14 protein-coding genes and 1 pseudogene are annotated in these 14,546 nt (G+C 65.8%); 2 read left to right on the forward strand and 13 right to left on the reverse strand.

The window, feature by feature from the left end; all coding sequences use genetic code 11:
- Both WEA77_RS12210 and WEA77_RS12215 read right to left on the reverse strand, forming a co-directional pair.
- A partial coding sequence (locus WEA77_RS12210; protein ID WP_368068160.1) for a dienelactone hydrolase family protein occupies positions 1–761 on the reverse strand: 761 nt, incomplete at its 3' end.
- Between the two features lie 48 nt (positions 762–809).
- Positions 810–1,265: a GNAT family N-acetyltransferase gene (locus WEA77_RS12215; protein ID WP_368068161.1), complete on the reverse strand. Its 456-nt coding sequence runs from the start codon at positions 1,263–1,265 to the stop codon at positions 810–812.
- Between the two features lie 84 nt (positions 1,266–1,349).
- On the opposite strand from WEA77_RS12215, the gene WEA77_RS12220 reads away from it, so the two are divergent.
- Positions 1,350–2,651, forward strand: coding sequence for an Hsp70 family protein (locus WEA77_RS12220; protein WP_368068162.1), 1,302 nt, complete (start codon positions 1,350–1,352; stop codon positions 2,649–2,651).
- Here WEA77_RS12220 and tsaB read toward each other — a convergent pair.
- The 9 genes from tsaB to WEA77_RS12265 form a co-directional block, all read right to left on the reverse strand.
- A complete protein-coding gene (tsaB, locus tag WEA77_RS12225; RefSeq protein WP_368068163.1) occupies positions 2,648–3,292 on the reverse strand; it encodes a tRNA (adenosine(37)-N6)-threonylcarbamoyltransferase complex dimerization subunit type 1 TsaB in 645 nt (214 codons plus the stop codon). The genes WEA77_RS12220 and tsaB overlap by 4 nt on opposite strands.
- Positions 3,293–3,301: 9 nt before the next feature.
- Positions 3,302–3,901 (reverse strand): malonic semialdehyde reductase, encoded by a 600-nt coding sequence (locus WEA77_RS12230; RefSeq protein WP_368068164.1) that lies wholly within the window; start codon positions 3,899–3,901, stop codon positions 3,302–3,304.
- A 48-nt stretch (positions 3,902–3,949) separates the two neighbouring features.
- The gene (locus WEA77_RS12235) at positions 3,950–4,525 is read right to left on the reverse strand and encodes a NifU family protein (protein ID WP_368068165.1); all 576 of its coding nucleotides are present in this window, start codon (positions 4,523–4,525) and stop codon (positions 3,950–3,952) included.
- Between the two features lie 47 nt (positions 4,526–4,572).
- Complete coding sequence (locus WEA77_RS12240; RefSeq protein ID WP_368068166.1) at positions 4,573–5,661, reverse strand: hypothetical protein; 1,089 nt, start codon at positions 5,659–5,661, stop codon at positions 4,573–4,575.
- A gap of 134 nt (positions 5,662–5,795) precedes the next feature.
- Positions 5,796–6,275: a copper chaperone PCu(A)C gene (locus WEA77_RS12245; protein ID WP_368068167.1), complete on the reverse strand. Its 480-nt coding sequence runs from the start codon at positions 6,273–6,275 to the stop codon at positions 5,796–5,798.
- 64 nt (positions 6,276–6,339) lie between these two features.
- Complete coding sequence (gene trpS, locus WEA77_RS12250; protein WP_368068168.1) at positions 6,340–7,374, reverse strand: tryptophan--tRNA ligase; 1,035 nt, start codon at positions 7,372–7,374, stop codon at positions 6,340–6,342.
- Positions 7,375–7,399: 25 nt separating this feature from the next.
- Positions 7,400–8,956: a murein biosynthesis integral membrane protein MurJ gene (murJ, locus tag WEA77_RS12255; protein ID WP_368068169.1), complete on the reverse strand. Its 1,557-nt coding sequence runs from the start codon at positions 8,954–8,956 to the stop codon at positions 7,400–7,402.
- A 22-nt stretch (positions 8,957–8,978) separates the two neighbouring features.
- Positions 8,979–11,828 carry a [protein-PII] uridylyltransferase gene (locus tag WEA77_RS12260; protein ID WP_368068170.1) on the reverse strand — a complete coding sequence of 950 codons (2,850 nt, stop codon included), beginning with the start codon at positions 11,826–11,828 and terminating at the stop codon, positions 8,979–8,981.
- A gap of 52 nt (positions 11,829–11,880) precedes the next feature.
- Positions 11,881–12,345: an EthD domain-containing protein gene (locus WEA77_RS12265; protein ID WP_368068171.1), complete on the reverse strand. Its 465-nt coding sequence runs from the start codon at positions 12,343–12,345 to the stop codon at positions 11,881–11,883.
- 104 nt (positions 12,346–12,449) lie between these two features.
- On the opposite strand from WEA77_RS12265, the gene WEA77_RS12270 reads away from it, so the two are divergent.
- Complete coding sequence (locus tag WEA77_RS12270; RefSeq protein WP_368068172.1) at positions 12,450–12,656, forward strand: hypothetical protein; 207 nt, start codon at positions 12,450–12,452, stop codon at positions 12,654–12,656.
- Here the strand turns inward: WEA77_RS12270 and WEA77_RS12275 are convergent.
- The gene (locus WEA77_RS12275) at positions 12,653–13,888 is read right to left on the reverse strand and encodes an acyl-CoA dehydrogenase family protein (protein ID WP_368068173.1); all 1,236 of its coding nucleotides are present in this window, start codon (positions 13,886–13,888) and stop codon (positions 12,653–12,655) included. The two genes, WEA77_RS12270 and WEA77_RS12275, sit on opposite strands and share 4 nt — an antisense overlap.
- A 518-nt stretch (positions 13,889–14,406) precedes the next feature.
- Positions 14,407–14,546: pseudogene (locus WEA77_RS12280) on the reverse strand (tRNA pseudouridine(38-40) synthase TruA); the annotation flags it as partial.

Consider the following 14,546-nt stretch of genomic DNA (forward strand, 5'->3'; position numbering starts at 1 on the left):
TAGGCCTTGCCCGCGGCATCGAGCGCGGCCTTGTAGGGCGGCCAGCCATCGTTCACGCGGGTGTCATTTCCGGCGAGGTGGATCTGTAAGGGCACCGCGACCTTCGCGGCGTCTTCCGCCGCGGGCCATCCGCCATAGTAGGGCACGCAGGCTTTCAGCCAGGGCTGGCGGACGGCCATCAGGTTGGTAATGGCGCCGCCGAAGCAGAAACCGGTGCAGGCGATCTTGCCATTGGTTGCCTCGTGGTCGCGCAGGAATTCGGCGGCGGCCGTGAAGTCGGCGAACATTTCGGCATTGTTGCGCCTGGCCTGCAGTTCGCGTCCGGCGTCATCATTGCCGGGATAGCCTCCGAGCGGATAGAGCGCGTCCGGGCCGAAGGCGGCATAGCCCGCCCTGGCGGCGCGCCGCGTGACATCGCGGATGTGCAGATTGAGGCCGCGGTTTTCATGGACAACGACAATGCCCGCGAGCTTGCCCCTGGCCTTCGCCGGGCGGACGAGATAGCCGGACATCTCCCCCGCCCCGTTCGGGGATGGGTAGGTGACGGTTTCCTCGATCAGGTCCGTTTCGCCTTCGGCGGTCTGCGCGCGGCCATAATCCGGCATCACGCAGGCGGCGAGCATCGAGACGGTGAGGCCGCCGACCGCGTAGGTGCTGAGTTTCGAGAAGAAGGCGCGGCGGGAGAGATCGCCGTGGCAGTAGGCGTCGTAGAGTCTGAAGACTTCCTGCGGGATTTCGGTTTTCTGCTCGGTATCGGCCATGTGGGTCTCCCTCGGTGCGCGGGATTATAGCCCGGCCTGCGCGCGCGGCTACCCGGCGAGAGGACGTGACATCAGCAAGGCATCGACCGGCACACCGCGGCCCGCCGTGTAATAGCCCTTGCGGCGGCCATCCCGCGTGAAGCCGATGCAGGCATAAAGGGCGCGGGCGGGGGTGTTGTCTTCGGCGACGTCGAGCAGGAGGCGCGTGTTGCCGGCGGCAGCGAGCGGGGCGAGGGCCGCTTCGATCAGGCGGCGGGCATGGCCTTCGCCGCGGCGGACGGGACTAGTGGCAATTGTCAGGAGTTCGGTGTCCCCCGCGGCAGACTGGAACAACGCGAAAGCAATCAGGCCGCCCGCGCCCTCGATACCAAGGGCGAGGACATTGGCCTGCGCAATCAGCCCGGCGACGGAAGCCTCGCTCCAGGCATCCGCGAAACTTGCCGCATGCAGCGCGGCGGCGGCGGGCGCATCGCCATTTGTCAGGGCGCGCAAGGTGTCGGTCATCGGCTTCCTGCGTCTGGCGGGGTTGCTCCGCCCCGGCTCCGCCTGCTAGTTCGCCTGCCCTGTCCTCCGCCGCAAGAGCCCCTGATGACCCAGGCCCCTTCCACGCTTGGCCTCGACTTCGGCACAACCAACAGCGTCGCCTCGCTGGCGCGGCCAGATGGCACAACGGCGGCGATGCGCTTCAGCCATGAGGGCGAGCGTTTCGAGGCCTGCCGTTCAGTCCTGTGCTTCTGGAAGGACGAGGACGGGGCGAGCCCGCGCGCGATGATGGAGATCGGCCCCTGGGCAATCGACCAGTTCCTGGAGCTCGGCGGGGATTGCCGCTTCATCCAGTCGTTCAAGACCTTTGCGGCGAGCCCCTTCTTCCAGTCAACGACGATCCACAACAAGGCCTGGTATTTCGAGGACCTCCTGTCGGCCTATCTGCGGCGGCTGTCGGAACGCGCAGGTGCGCGCTGGCCTCGCCAGGTGGTGATGGGGCGGCCGGTGCGGTTTGCGGGCGCGCAGCCGGACGAGGCGTTGGCGCGGACGCGCTACGAGACGGCGCTGAAGCGGCTCGGCTTCGAGACGATCCATCATGTCTACGAGCCGGTGGCGGCGGCCTTTTTCTACGCGCAGCGCCTGACGGCGCCAGCGACGATCCTGGTGGCGGATTTCGGCGGCGGCACGAGCGACTTCTCGATCATCCGGTTTGATCCGGGCGGCGTGCGGCTGCGCGCCGAGGCACTGTCCCATTCAGGCATCGGCATTGCCGGCGATGCGTTCGACCAGAAGATCATCGAGCATGTCGTTGCGCCGCTGTTCGGCAAGGGCAGCACGTTCCGGAGCGGGGACAAGTCGCTTCCCGTTCCGCTGTCCTATTACAGCCGGTTTGCGCAGTGGAACCAGTTGTCGATCATGCGGCACACAAAGGATTATGCGGACCTCGTGAAACTGCGGCACGTGTCCGACCAGCCGGACCTGATCGCGGCGTTCATCAGCTTCCTGGACGCCGACGCAAGTTATATTCTTTACCGCGCGGTGGCGCAGGTGAAGATGCAGCTGTCGCAAGGCGCGGCGGGGCGGTTCCTTCTGGAGGCGGGCAGGCTGAACCTCGACCGCACGATCACGCGCACTGAGTTCGATGGCTGGATCGGGGACGATGTGCGCGCGGTCCAGTCCTGCGTGGACGAAGCCTTGAGCCGCGCGAACCTGCGTGAGGCGGGCGTCGACCGCGTATTCCTGACCGGGGGCAGCTCCTATGTGCCGGCGCTGCGCGAAAGCTTCGAGGCCCGCTTTGGCGGCGAAAAAATCGAGACGGGCGACCAGTTCGTATCGATCGCGCACGGGCTGGCGCTGATTGCTCAGCAGGATGATCTGGAGCCTTGGCTGGCGCGGGGGGCCTAAGGCTTCGGCGACGCCAGCGCAGCATCCGGTGCACGGGCATAGACCGGAGCGGGCGGATGTCTTCCGGGATCGAAAACGGATGCTTTCAGGGCGGCGGTGACGGCGCTGGGCTGCATGGGGCGCAGGTCGAGCTTCGCCGCCAGGTCGCCGAGGGCGCCTGCGCCGTCCATGAACACGGGGGCGCTGAAGCCGGTGAGCATGGGCGACAAGTCCATGAGCGCAACTTCGATGACTTGGGCGATCCCCTCCCCTTCGAAGATGCCCTGCAGCCACCAGGTCTGGTCTGGCGGGCGGCGCTGGGCGGCGAGGCAGCCGAGGGCGGGGCCTTCGAGCCCGGCCGGGATAGCGGCTTCGAGGCTGGTTATGCCGATGGCTTTTGCGCCGGTCACGAGGGAGAGGCCGCGCGCATAGGCGACGCCGATGCGCAGGCCGGTGAAGCTGCCGGGGCCGGTGACGACGCCGATGCGGGTTAGGTCTTGCAGCGTGAAACCGGCTTCAGCCAGCAGCTCGGCGACGAGGCCCGGCAGGCGGCGTTCCTGGCCGCGCGGCATCGCCTCGCGCAGGTCAGACACGATTTCGCCGTCCCGTACGAGGGCGGCCTCCATCGTGCTGAAGGCGGTGTTGAGGCCAAGCGTGAGCATCGCTGGCGGTTAAAGGATGCGGCACGCCTCGTCAAACTCGAGGCGCGGGCTGCGGTCGAAGATCTTGGTCTTGTCGCCGTAACCGATATTGCAGATGAAGTTGGCGCGCCAATGCTTCATCTCGCCTTCGCCCGTGTCGAAGAACTCGCGGTTGACCCCGGCCATGTCAAAGCCGCTCATCGGGCCGCAATCGAGGCCGATGGCGCGGGCCGCGATCATCAGGTAGGCACCCTGCAGCGCAGCGTTCCGGAAGGCAGTCTCGTCGCGGTTGTTGTTGAACCAGTCCTTCGCGCCGGGCGCGTGCGGGAAGAGCTTAGGGATCTTTTCCTGAAAGGCGAGGTCGTGGGCGATAATGACAGTCCAGGGTGCGGCTTCGGTTTTCGCACGGTTGCCTTCGCTCATCAGCGCCAGCAGGCGCTGCTTGCCGGCGGGCGTGTGGACGAAGACGAAACGGGCGGGCGAGCAGTTCGCGCTGGTCGGGCCCATCTTGGTGAGATCGTAGACGGCGCGGACGAGGATTTCCGGAACGTCCTTGCCAAGGAAGCCGTTCTGGCTGCGCGCATAGCGAAAGATCACATCGAGGGCATGGTCGTTTACAGGATGGGCCATGGCGTGGTCCTTATGAAGTGTGTGATGGGCGTGTCCGGGGAGGGAAGATCAGAGTACGGCCTCGACCGCAGTGACTTCCGGCACATAGGTGCGCAGCATGTTCTCGATACCGGATTTCAGCGTCATCGTGGAGGACGGGCAACCGGCGCAGGCGCCGCGCATGTTGAGATGGACGACGCCGGTTTCGGCATCGAAGCTGCGGAAGGTGATGTCGCCGCCATCCTGCGCCACGGCGGGCCGGACGCGCGTTTCAATCAGTTCCTTGATCTCGGCAACGATCTCGGCGGTTTCGCCTTCATAGACAGGCTCGTCAGGGTCTCCGGCGGCGAGGCCGCTTTCATCGACAACCGGCAGGCCGGCCATGTAATGGTCCATGATGGCGGCGAGCACCATCGGCTTGACGTGTTTCCAGTCTTTGGGGGCGGCTTTGGTGATCGAGACGAAATCGGCGCCGAGGAAGACGCGCTCCACCCCGTCGACCTGGAACAGGGCGCCGGCGAGCAGGCTCGCCTTGGCGCTGGCAGCGTCCGGATAGTCGAATGGACCATGAAAGCCCGCAACCGGCAATCCGGGCAGGAATTTCACGGTATCGGGGTTCGGTGTCGCTTCAGTCTGGATGAACATGGCGCCTCGCTGTCTGAGGCCAGAGATGGCCTACAAGGCGCGCCAGTTCAAGGGATAGCAGTTTCGGGGGCGACCGGGCCTGCGGCTTCGGGGGCAGCTGCAACGTCTTCCACGGCGGCAGGCGGCGGAGCGAGACGGGCCGCAAGCTCGGCCGACGCCTTTTCCGCCTCGACGAGATAGAACGCCATGCTGGCGAGGTGGTTGGGCAGCAGGGCGGCCGAGCCGTTCTGGTTCGACACGAAGACCGGCTTCATGTCTGCCGCGCGCTCCCAGGCGGATTCGGCGCGGCCGAGCAGGGCGGCGAGTTCTGTATCGCCGGTGAGGCCATAAGCGCGGGCCTTGCCAGCGACGATAAGTTCATGTGCCAGGTGGGCATGGGCCTTGGCAGTGTAGAAAGCCGTGATGTCTTCCTTGCTGGCCAGCCAGGCGGTCTGCTCGGCATTGATCCGGTCAGACAGGGCGGCAACGTCTTGGCCAGCCCAACCGGCAAACAGCGCCATCTCGAGCGGCAGGGTCTCTTCCGGCGCAGGGCGCAGGGCCAGACCGCGCGAGGCGCGGGTGTCGAACCGGTTGAGCGCTTCGGCGGCAGCGGTAATGCGCGGGCGCATGTCTTCGCCGGGCACTTCCATCAGGAGGCGGGAGGCGGCGGCAAGGTCGCCGTCCGGGCCATCGGAATTGGCCGCGACTTCGGAGAGCAGCTTCACATGTTCGGACAGGCCGGCGGCAGTAGCTTCCTGCCAGGCGGGCAGGGCCGTGAGGCGGGCCTGCGGGTGCCAGCTGTCCCGGTCCGACGCCCAGCCTGCCCCGGCAAGCTCGCGTGCGACCTTGTGGATCGCAACGCCTACTCCGGACACGGACCAGCTTTCATTCGGCGGGAAAACGACCGGGCTGTCGTCGATATGGCTGGAGATCACCACGGCGGCCGGATAGGCGCCAATCACGGCAACGATCATGCTGAGCTTGAACAGGCCGACGATCCGCTTCCAGGTTTTCTGGGCGCCGAGCATGATCGGGCTCGGCTGAGCATTCTCCAGAGAAATGAAATGTTCCGGCGCAATCGGCGCAGGCCGCGGCTTGGCGCGAAGGTCTTCCTCATAGGGTTTGGGAAGCTTCGCGCCAGCAGAGCGTGAGGGCATGGGTTTACGCCTGTCCTGAGCGGGTGGCCGGGTAGATGTCATCTGACGCGACTATGAGGTCATCAGGATGGCAATAACAGGGCGCGACAGCATGAAATTTCAGATAACCGCCTGCATTGCCTTCAGAAACAGCATTAACCAGCCGGGGGAACGACCTCCGCCTGGGTGACGATGTCCTGTTCTCTGCCTGATTCGTCTGTGAACGTCAGTGTCACGTCCACCAGGTCGCCGACCTGGAGAGGTTCGACCCCGAAGAGCATCAGGTGATTGCCGCCGCGCTCCAGCACGAGGGGCGCGTCCGGGGCGACCGGGAAGCTCTCAACCTTGCGCATCTTCATCATGTCATCTTCCATCGACATGGTGTGCAGCTCGACTGCGCCGGCGATCCCGGTGCTGGCGCGGATCAGGGTGACCGGGGCGCCGGTGACGCTGACGTGCAGACCGCCGCCGGTCATGTCACGGCCTTCGGGCGGCTGGACGATGAAGGCATCGCGCACTGCGATGACGGTATCGCTGCGGGCGGGCGTTCCGGTGGCAGGCGCGCCGCAGGCACCAAGGATCAGGGCGGCAGGCAGGATCAGTCTGGTCAGCAGGCGCACGGCGTCGTCCTCCATTGGCTTTGCCGCAAGATGGCGTGTGTCTGCGGGGGTGGCAACCGGTCCAGCGGTCGCAGGCGCTTCAGGGGCGCCAGAAACCGACGACACGGCGGACCTCGTCCATGATCGGCGCAGCGACCCCATTGGCACGTTCGGCGCCGTCTGCCAGCACACGGTCGATACCCGCGGGATCAGCGAGGATCTCGCGGAAACGCGCGGTGATCGGGGCCATGTGGGCGACCGTAACATCGGCGAGCGCCGGCTTGAAGACGCCGAAACCCTTGCCTTCGAACTCGGCCAGCACACGCTCGACCGTGCGCCCGGAGAGCGCGGCATAAATGCCCACGAGGTTTTCGACTTCGGGGCGGCCTTTCAGTTCCCCGGCCGTGGCCGGGATGACGCCGGCATCGGTGGTGGCCTTCCTGATCTTCTTCGAGATCGCGTCGGCATCGTCGACCAGCGTGATGCGCGACAGGTCCGACGGGTCTGACTTCGACATCTTCTTCGTGCCGTCCTTAAGCGACATGATTCGCGCGCCGGGCCCTTTGATCATCGGCTCTGGCAGCGGGAAAAATCCGGGTACGCCGTATTCTCGGTTGAACCGGTCAGCGATGTCGCGGCTGAGTTCAAGGTGCTGTTTCTGGTCCTCGCCAACGGGCACATGCGTCGCCTTGTAGGCGAGGATGTCGGCGGCCTGCAGCACCGGATAAGTGAAGAGGCCGACGGAGGCGCGCTCGGCATCCTTGCCGGCCTTGTCCTTGAACTGGGTCATCCGCTCGACCCAGCCCATGCGGGCGACGCAATTGAAGATCCAGGCCAGCTCGACATGCGCGAGCACCGAGGACTGGGCGAAGATCACGGACTTGGCCGGGTCCACGCCGGCGGCCATGAAGGCGGCGGCGATCTGGCGGGTCTGGTCGATCAGAGCGCCGCGCTCGACGGGCATGGTGATGGCATGCAGGTCGACGACGCAGAAGATACAGTCATGCCCCTCGGCCTGAAGGTCGGCGAACTTCTTCAGGGCGCCGAGATAGTTGCCAAGGTGGAGGTTTCCCGTCGGCTGAATGCCGGAGAATACGCGTTTCGGGCCAGTATAGGCGCAGGTCGTGTCGGTCATGGTCCGCGGCGTTTAGCCTGTTTGATCAGCGCCGCAAAGCCTGCCGGAGGTCGCGGATCCGGAGGGCGCCGGTGATCAGGGCCGCAAGGGCGTAGATGACGGCGGCGGCAGTGACCGTGGCGGCGGCGGCCAGCGCATGGGAGCCGCCCACGACTTCGATGATGGCGGGCTGCTGCCAGAGCATAAGCCAGATGCCGGCAGAGAGGATCGCAGTGGCCAGCGCCGCGCGGATCAGGCCGCCCGCAAGCTTCGGCCCGGGCTTGTACCAGCCGCGCCGGGCCAGCGTGATCCAGAGCAGAAGGGCGTTCACCCAGGCCGCCGTGCTGGTGGCGATGGCGAGGCCGGGGAAGCCGTCCTGGCCGGACTGTTTCAGCCAGAAGAAAAGCCCCGCGCCGAGCAGCGTGTTGACCACGACCGAGACGAGGGCGAAGCGCATCGGCGTTTTGGTGTCCTCGCGCGCGAAGAAGGGCGGGGCGAGCACCTTGATCAGGACGAAGGCGGGCACCCCCCAGGCGAAGTGGAAGAGGGCCGCGCCGGCGGCGGCCGCGTCCGACGCCAGGAAGGCGCCGCGGACGAAGAAGGCGTCGATCAGGTAAACCGGCGCAACCATCAGGCCTGCGGCGGCGGGAAAGGTGAGCGCCATAGCGAGGCCCAGGCCTTCGTCCATGGTGCGCGCGCCTGCTTCGGTGTCCCCTGCCCGCGCGGCGCGGCTCAGGCGCGGCAGGATGGCGACGCCAACCGCGACGCCGACAAGGCCGAGGGGAAGCTGGTAGAGCCGGTCGGCAGCATAGAGCCAGCTCTTGGCGCCGACCTCGAAGCTCGCGAGCGACTGGCTGACAATGATGTTGATCTGCGTGCCGGAGGCCGCGATTGTTCCGGGCACAGCGAGCATCAGCACCTTCTTCACGGCCGGCGTCAGGCGCGGCCAGCCGATCAGGCTGAGCTTCACTTTCTGGTGCGAGACGCCCCACCAGAGGGCGCCCGCCTGCAGGACGCCGGCAATGAAGAAAGCGACGGCGGCGAAGAGGGTCGTCACTTCGGGGGTCGTGCCGAGAAGACCCGCCGGGATGAGGCAGAGGTTCAGGAGCGTCGGTGCCCCGGCTGACAGGGCAAACCGGTTCAGGGAGTTCAGCACCCCTGAGAACAGCGCCGCGATGGCCATGAAGGTGAGGTAGGGCATGGTGATGCGGGTCAGCAGCACGGCGAGAGTGTAGTTCTCCGTGTCGCCGGCCTGCCCGCCATGGATGACCAGAAGCACCCAGGGCATGAAAATCTGCGCAAGGATGGTCAGCGCGGCCGTGGCGGCGAACAGGACCTTCAGCGCATCCTCGGCGACGGCGCGGGCGGCTTCGGGCCCCTCGGCCTCCAGCGTGCGGGCATAGGTCGGCACGAAGGCCGAGGCGAAGGCGCCTTCGGCGAAGATGCGGCGGAAGAGGTTGGGGAACTGTTGGGCGGTGGCCCAGGCATCACCCACCGGCCCCGCCCCGATCTTGGCGGCGAGGATGATGTCCCGCGCAAAGCCGAGGATCCGGCTGGCGAAGGTCAGGGACGCCTGTACGGCGGTGTTGCGAACCAGGCTCATGTCGTCCGCTTTTCCTGAATTCTCAGAAGCTGTCCACGGCCCGTGAGCGCCGGAGCCTGCGGGCAGGGGTTTGCGGGCCGTCCGGTTCTTCGCGCGACAAGACGGCCATAAGACGGTCTTTCAGGGCCTCTTTGCGGGCTTTCGGGAGATGGCCGGCAGCGGTGGTCTCGGACCGGACATAGAAAGCGTCGAACACGCGCTCACCATACGAACCGACATGGGCGGAGTGGATCGACAGCTTCATTTCGGTCAGCACTTCGGCGACTTCATGCAGCAGCCCGGGCCTGTCGCGGGCGGCGATATCCACCACGGTGTAGTCCGCCGAGATATCGTCATGGATCTGCACCGAGGGCTGGACGAGGAAGGCGGCTTCGCGGCGGCCGGTACGGGATTTGAAGCCGCCTGTTGCGGGCTTTGCGTCCAGCGCAGCTTTGATCGCCTTTTCCAGCGCGGTGAGACGGTGCGGATCGTCCGCGCCAAAGGCGAGGCCGCGGATGTCCTGAAGCATGAACACGTCCACGATGCGCCCGCCCCGCGAGGTGAAGACCTGCGCGGCAACGATGTTGGCGCCGAGGCGCGCGAGCGTGCCGGCGAGGTCGGCGAACAGGCCCGTGCGGTCCTTGCCGGAGACGAGCAGCGCCACCGCGCCGCCTTCCGGCGCCATGCGCGTCGTGACGACATCGCCGCCCTTGGCGAGCGCGCCTGCATGCCAGGCGATGTCGCCTTCGTCGAACCCGGTCCAGTAGGCGGTCTCGAGTTCGAGCAGCAGGGGCGGCAGCGAGCCGAGCCGGTCAATTATTACGGCGCGGCGGTCTTCAGCGCGCCGCTCAAGCTCGCCCTGCACCCCGGCCTCGTCCGTGCGACCGCCGCGCAGGGCGGCGGCGGTATTGTGATAGAGGTCGGCGAGCAGCTGGCCCTTCCAGGCATTCCAGACGGCGGGGCCGACGGCCTTGATGTCGGCAACCGTAAGAATATAGAGCAGCCGCAACCGCTCCAGCGAGCCAACGAGCCGGGCGAAGGTGGCAACCGTGCGCGGGTCTGTGATGTCGCGCTTCTGTGCGGTCTCGCTCATTTCCAGGTGGTGACCGACGAGCCAGACGACGAGATCTGTTTCCTCGCCCGGCAGGCCGAGGCGTTCACAGGCCCTGCGCGAGGTGCGCATTCCGGCTTCCTGCTGGTCGCCCTTCCCCTTGCCGGTATCGTGCAGCAGCATGGCGAGATATAAACCGCGCCGGTTTTCGATGACGCTGAAAAGTTCGTGGGCGAGCGGGGCAACATTGCCGCGCCCATGCTCGAGGTCCGCAATCGTTTCTACGGCGCGCAGTGTGTGCTCATCGACCGTGTAATGATGATACATGTTGAACTGCGTTTGCGCGACGATGGAGCCAAACTCCGGGATCGCGCGGCCCAGCACGCCGGCATCGTTCATCCGGCGCAGCGTCGGGCCGGGCTCCTTGCCGCCAAGGATGGCGTCGAGGATCAGCGCACGCGCTTCCGGCATTTCGCGCACGGTCTGCGTAAGGCCGCGCAAATTGCGTGTCAGCGCCGTGAGGGCGGTGGGGTGGATGTCCTTCTGCTCGCGCCGGGCGATGGTGAAGAGGCGGATCATGTTGAGAGGATCGGATTCCATCACTTCGTCCGAAGCCGTGCTGATGCGGCCCGTATCCACCATGAAGCCGGGCTCGGGCAGCGGCTGGGGCGGGCGCACTGGCAGGAAGCGGCGCAGGCCCTCGGGCTTCTTCTTGTGGTCGGCTTCCAGCTTGGCGGCGAGAATGCGCGTGAGGCCGCCGACGTCCTTGGCGACGAGGAAATAGCGCTTCATGAACCGCTCGACACCCTGCTGCCCCTCGCGGTCGCGGTAGCCCATGCGGGCGGCGATCTCGGGCTGCAGGTCGAAGCTGAGGCGGTCTTCCGGGCGGCCGGTGACGAAATGGATATGGCAGCGCACGGTCCAGAGGAAGCGCGCGGCGCGGATGAAGACCGCATATTCATGATCCGTGAACGGACCGGCCTTCATCACCTCCTCGAGCGAAGTGCCGCCATACATATGCTTGACGATCCAGTAGAGCGTCTGCAGATCGCGCAAGCCGCCCTTCCCCTCCTTCAGGTTCGGCTCGACCACATAGCGCGCATCACCCGTGCGGGCATGGCGCGCGTCGCGTTCGGCGAGCTTGTCGGCGATGAACTGGGCATCCTTGCCCTTGATAGATTCGCGCTGGTAGAGCGCCATCATTTCTTCCGCCAGCGCCTGGTCGCCGCAGATGAAGCGGGCGTCCAGCATGCTTGTCTTGATGGTGACGTCTTCCTGCGCGAGCTTCACGCAGTCGATCGGCGCACGGAAGGCATTGCCGACCTTGAGGCCCATGTCCCAGAGAGCATAGAGCATGTATTCGACCACACTCTCCGTATGCGGACTGGCCTTGTAGGCGCGCAGGAAGAGAAGGTCAGTATCCGAGGAGGGCGCCATGACGCCGCGGCCATAACCGCCGGTGGCGACGATGGCGAGACGCTCGGCCTCGGTCGGGTTGGAGGCGCGGTGCACATGGGTGACCGTGAAATCATAGAGCGCGTGGATCACTTCATCCTGCACGGCGGCGAGGAGGCGCGCGGTGTCCAGCCCGTCAGCACCCTGCTGCAGGCGTTCCTGCGCGATCAGTCGGCCCCGGAAGATGGCGCCGTGCAAAAGGTTCAGCGCCTGTTTGCGGGCCGCCTGGGGCGTGCTCATGTTGTCGAGCGCCGCGGCAGTCAGCTTCACTCGCAGGGCGCGTCCGTCGATGATGTCGGCAATGCGCCATTTGCCGGGACGGCGGGAGGCCGGGGTCCGGATGGTCTGGTTCAGCAGCGTGGGCGGGGGCTTGGGCGGGGAGGTCATCGGCCTGTAAGATAGCAGGTTTGCAGGCCGCGCCTATGGGGACAGGGCCGCACTAGCCGACAATCGTGTGCACCCGGTTGAACCAGAGGGGCGAGTTTTCAAGGTCGATGAACTTGCGTTCGTCCTCCAGCAGCTCCCGGGCGGCATCGCCAGCGCCGGGGTTCTGGCCGGGGTTCTGGCCGGGGTTCTGGCCGGGGTTCTGGCCGGGGTTCTGGCCAGGGTTCTGGCCAGGGTTCTGGCCAGGGTTCTGGCCAGGGTTCTGGCCGGCGTGTGCCATGGAAGCCTCGCTCTCGAACCAGATTTCGGCGATGCCATCATAGGCGTCCGGGCCGCCGCGCGAAGACCGGATGCCCGCATTCAGGGCGTCGAAGCCAGCATGGACCTGCTCATACTTAACGATGCCGGGCGTCTTCGCCCGCGCCGCCGCGAGCCGGGCATGCGTTTCGCGCCAATAGCGCTGGAATTCCTCGCGGCTGAGATGCGGCAGGCGGCGCAGGCAGAGGGTGGGCTTGAGCATCGGCGAAAGGCCAGGCCCAGAGCGCGGGACTGTCCAGATTGACGCCGGGTCTCGCCGCAACGCCCGCCCTGGGCCATATTCAAAGCGTATCCGGGAGGCCGGTCATGGGCGGAAGTTTCACCACGGAAATCATGCGCTGGCTGCACATCACCGGCGGCATGATCCTGTTCGCTTATGTCTACACGCGGCTGGTGGAGAACCCGTTCTTCGCGGACGCCGCCCCGTACGTGATCGTCCCCGGTCTTGCGCTGACCGGGCTCGTCATGTGGCAGTGGCCGATCTTTCGCAGCCTGCTGCACAAGAAAGATTAGAGCAGGTCGCCGCCGGCCGCTGCCGCGGTGGTGCCATCCTTCTTGAAGGCGCGGATGACGTTCTTGCCGGTGATCCATTTGTGCACTTCGTCCGGCCCGTCGACGAGGCGCTGGGAACGGATGTGCGTGTACCAGGCGGCGAGCGGCGTATCGAGCGAATAGCCGAGCGCGCCGTGCAGCTGGATAGCGGTGTCGACGACATCATGCACCATGTTGGCGAGGTAGACCTTGGCGATGCCGTTCTCCTGGCGGATGTCCATGCCGTTCTCAGCCTTGTAGGCAATGTGCATCAGCATCAGGCGCGCGATGTAGATCTTGCTGGCGCAATCGGCGAGCATGAACTGGACACCCTGGCGATCCTCGAGGCCCTTGCCGAAAGTCGTGCGCTTGGTGACATGCTCCGTAGCCAGATCAAGGGCGCGCTGAGCCATCGCCACATTGTGCATGCCATGGCGCAGACGACCATAGGCAAGCCGGTGCTGGCCCATCGCAAATCCCATCCCTTCCCCGCCGAGGAGGCTCTCCCCTGGAACGATCAGGTTTTCGATGGCCACTTCGGCATGTCCGCCGCCCATCTCGGTATAGTGAGGCCCATGCACGGCCATCGTCGGGATATCGCGGATGATGCGGTAGCCGGGGTTCGGCAGTTCGACGATGAAGGTGGAGTATTGCTGGTGGCGCGGCGCCTCGGGATTGGTCTTGGCCATCACGACGGCGATGTCGGCGGCGGTCGCGGCAGAGGAGAACCATTTCTCACCGTTCAGGACATAGTTGCCCTTGCCGTCCTTGACCGCGGTCGTCTGCATGCCGGTGGCATCCGCGCCAGCGGCTTTTTCAGTCATCGAATAGCAGATACGTTTTTCGCCATTGATCAGCGGCTTGAGATACTTCTCTTTCTGGAAATCCGTGCCGTGGGCGAGCAGCGTCAGCATTGTCGCATCGTCCGGGCCCTGAGAATTCATCGACAGCGCGCCGAGATGGCTGTGGCCAAGTTCCATCTGTACCAGCGCATTGGCGAGCGGGCCGAGGCCCATGCCGCCATGCTCGACCGGGAAGAAGGGAAGCCAGAGGCCCTGCTTGCGGGCTTTCGTGCGCAGTTCCTTGAGCACCGTCTTGTAAGGCTTGCCGCCTGCCATTTCCTTTTCGGCGGGGATGCACTCGTTCTGCACCCAGGTTCGCACGCGCTCGCGCACTTCCTTCGCATCTTCCGGAATCGTGAAATCGATGGCCATGGTCTCTCTCCCTGTTCGTTTGGCCGGGAGGCTAACCCTGAACCCCGGGGCCGCAAAGATTGCCTTCGCGTCAGGCCGCACGGCGCTCGCGCAACAGGTCCGGGAATGCCGGGCCAGACGCAGACATGGGAAGATGCAGATGCGACTGAGCATGATAGTAGCCGCGCTGGCGGCGTTCGCCGAGTGCACGGGCCAGCCGGTAAAGGCAGGGCCATTGCCGAGCGCGTTTGCTGCCGGCTGGAAAGGCGAAGCGGTGTGCGAATTACTCTACGAGAATGATGACCTGCGCGCCGGCAGATGCGCTTTCCCGCCAGGCGTCCGCCAAGAGGGCCATTTCCATCCGCCGCACTGGGGCTATATTCCGCAGGACACGGCCATGCGGCATCACGGATGCCGACGTTACGCCCGAGCGTGTTCTGGAAACCGGCGCGACCCGGTGGAGCGACGGCGTCGACTGGCACGAAGCCGTAAACATCGGCGAGACAAAAAAGCGTATACCTGATCATTGAGCCGAAGCGCTAAGGGTAGTCCACGCGTTCGAGAAACAGCCCGCCGCTCGGCGCTACCGGGCCGCAGGCCGTGCGGTCTGCGGCGGTGAGGATTTCGCGGATCCATTCCGGCTCCTGGAAACCGCGCCCGACCTCGACAAGGCTGCCCA

The organism is Hyphomonas sp. (assembly GCF_040882205.1).
Lineage (GTDB): Bacteria > Pseudomonadota > Alphaproteobacteria > Caulobacterales > Hyphomonadaceae > Hyphomonas.

Excerpts from the sequence above, each read along its gene's own strand:
- WEA77_RS12265 (WP_368068171.1), bottom strand. The coding sequence starts at position 12,345 with ATGCTCAAGCCCACCCTCTGCCTGCGCCGCCTGCCGCATCTCAGCCGC.
- WEA77_RS12270 (WP_368068172.1), top strand. The coding sequence starts at position 12,450 with ATGGGCGGAAGTTTCACCACGGAAATCATGCGCTGGCTGCACATCACC.
- WEA77_RS12275 (WP_368068173.1), bottom strand. The coding sequence starts at position 13,888 with ATGGCCATCGATTTCACGATTCCGGAAGATGCGAAGGAAGTGCGCGAG.
- trpS (WP_368068168.1), bottom strand. The coding sequence starts at position 7,374 with ATGACCGACACGACCTGCGCCTATACTGGCCCGAAACGCGTATTCTCC.
- WEA77_RS12215 (WP_368068161.1), bottom strand. The coding sequence starts at position 1,265 with ATGACCGACACCTTGCGCGCCCTGACAAATGGCGATGCGCCCGCCGCC.
- WEA77_RS12230 (WP_368068164.1), bottom strand. The coding sequence starts at position 3,901 with ATGGCCCATCCTGTAAACGACCATGCCCTCGATGTGATCTTTCGCTAT.
- WEA77_RS12235 (WP_368068165.1), bottom strand. The coding sequence starts at position 4,525 with ATGTTCATCCAGACTGAAGCGACACCGAACCCCGATACCGTGAAATTC.
- murJ (WP_368068169.1), bottom strand. The coding sequence starts at position 8,956 with ATGAGCCTGGTTCGCAACACCGCCGTACAGGCGTCCCTGACCTTCGCC.
- tsaB (WP_368068163.1), bottom strand. The coding sequence starts at position 3,292 with ATGCTCACGCTTGGCCTCAACACCGCCTTCAGCACGATGGAGGCCGCC.
- WEA77_RS12220 (WP_368068162.1), top strand. The coding sequence starts at position 1,350 with ATGACCCAGGCCCCTTCCACGCTTGGCCTCGACTTCGGCACAACCAAC.
- WEA77_RS12240 (WP_368068166.1), bottom strand. The coding sequence starts at position 5,661 with ATGCCCTCACGCTCTGCTGGCGCGAAGCTTCCCAAACCCTATGAGGAA.
- WEA77_RS12245 (WP_368068167.1), bottom strand. The coding sequence starts at position 6,275 with ATGGAGGACGACGCCGTGCGCCTGCTGACCAGACTGATCCTGCCTGCC.
- WEA77_RS12260 (WP_368068170.1), bottom strand. The coding sequence starts at position 11,828 with ATGACCTCCCCGCCCAAGCCCCCGCCCACGCTGCTGAACCAGACCATC.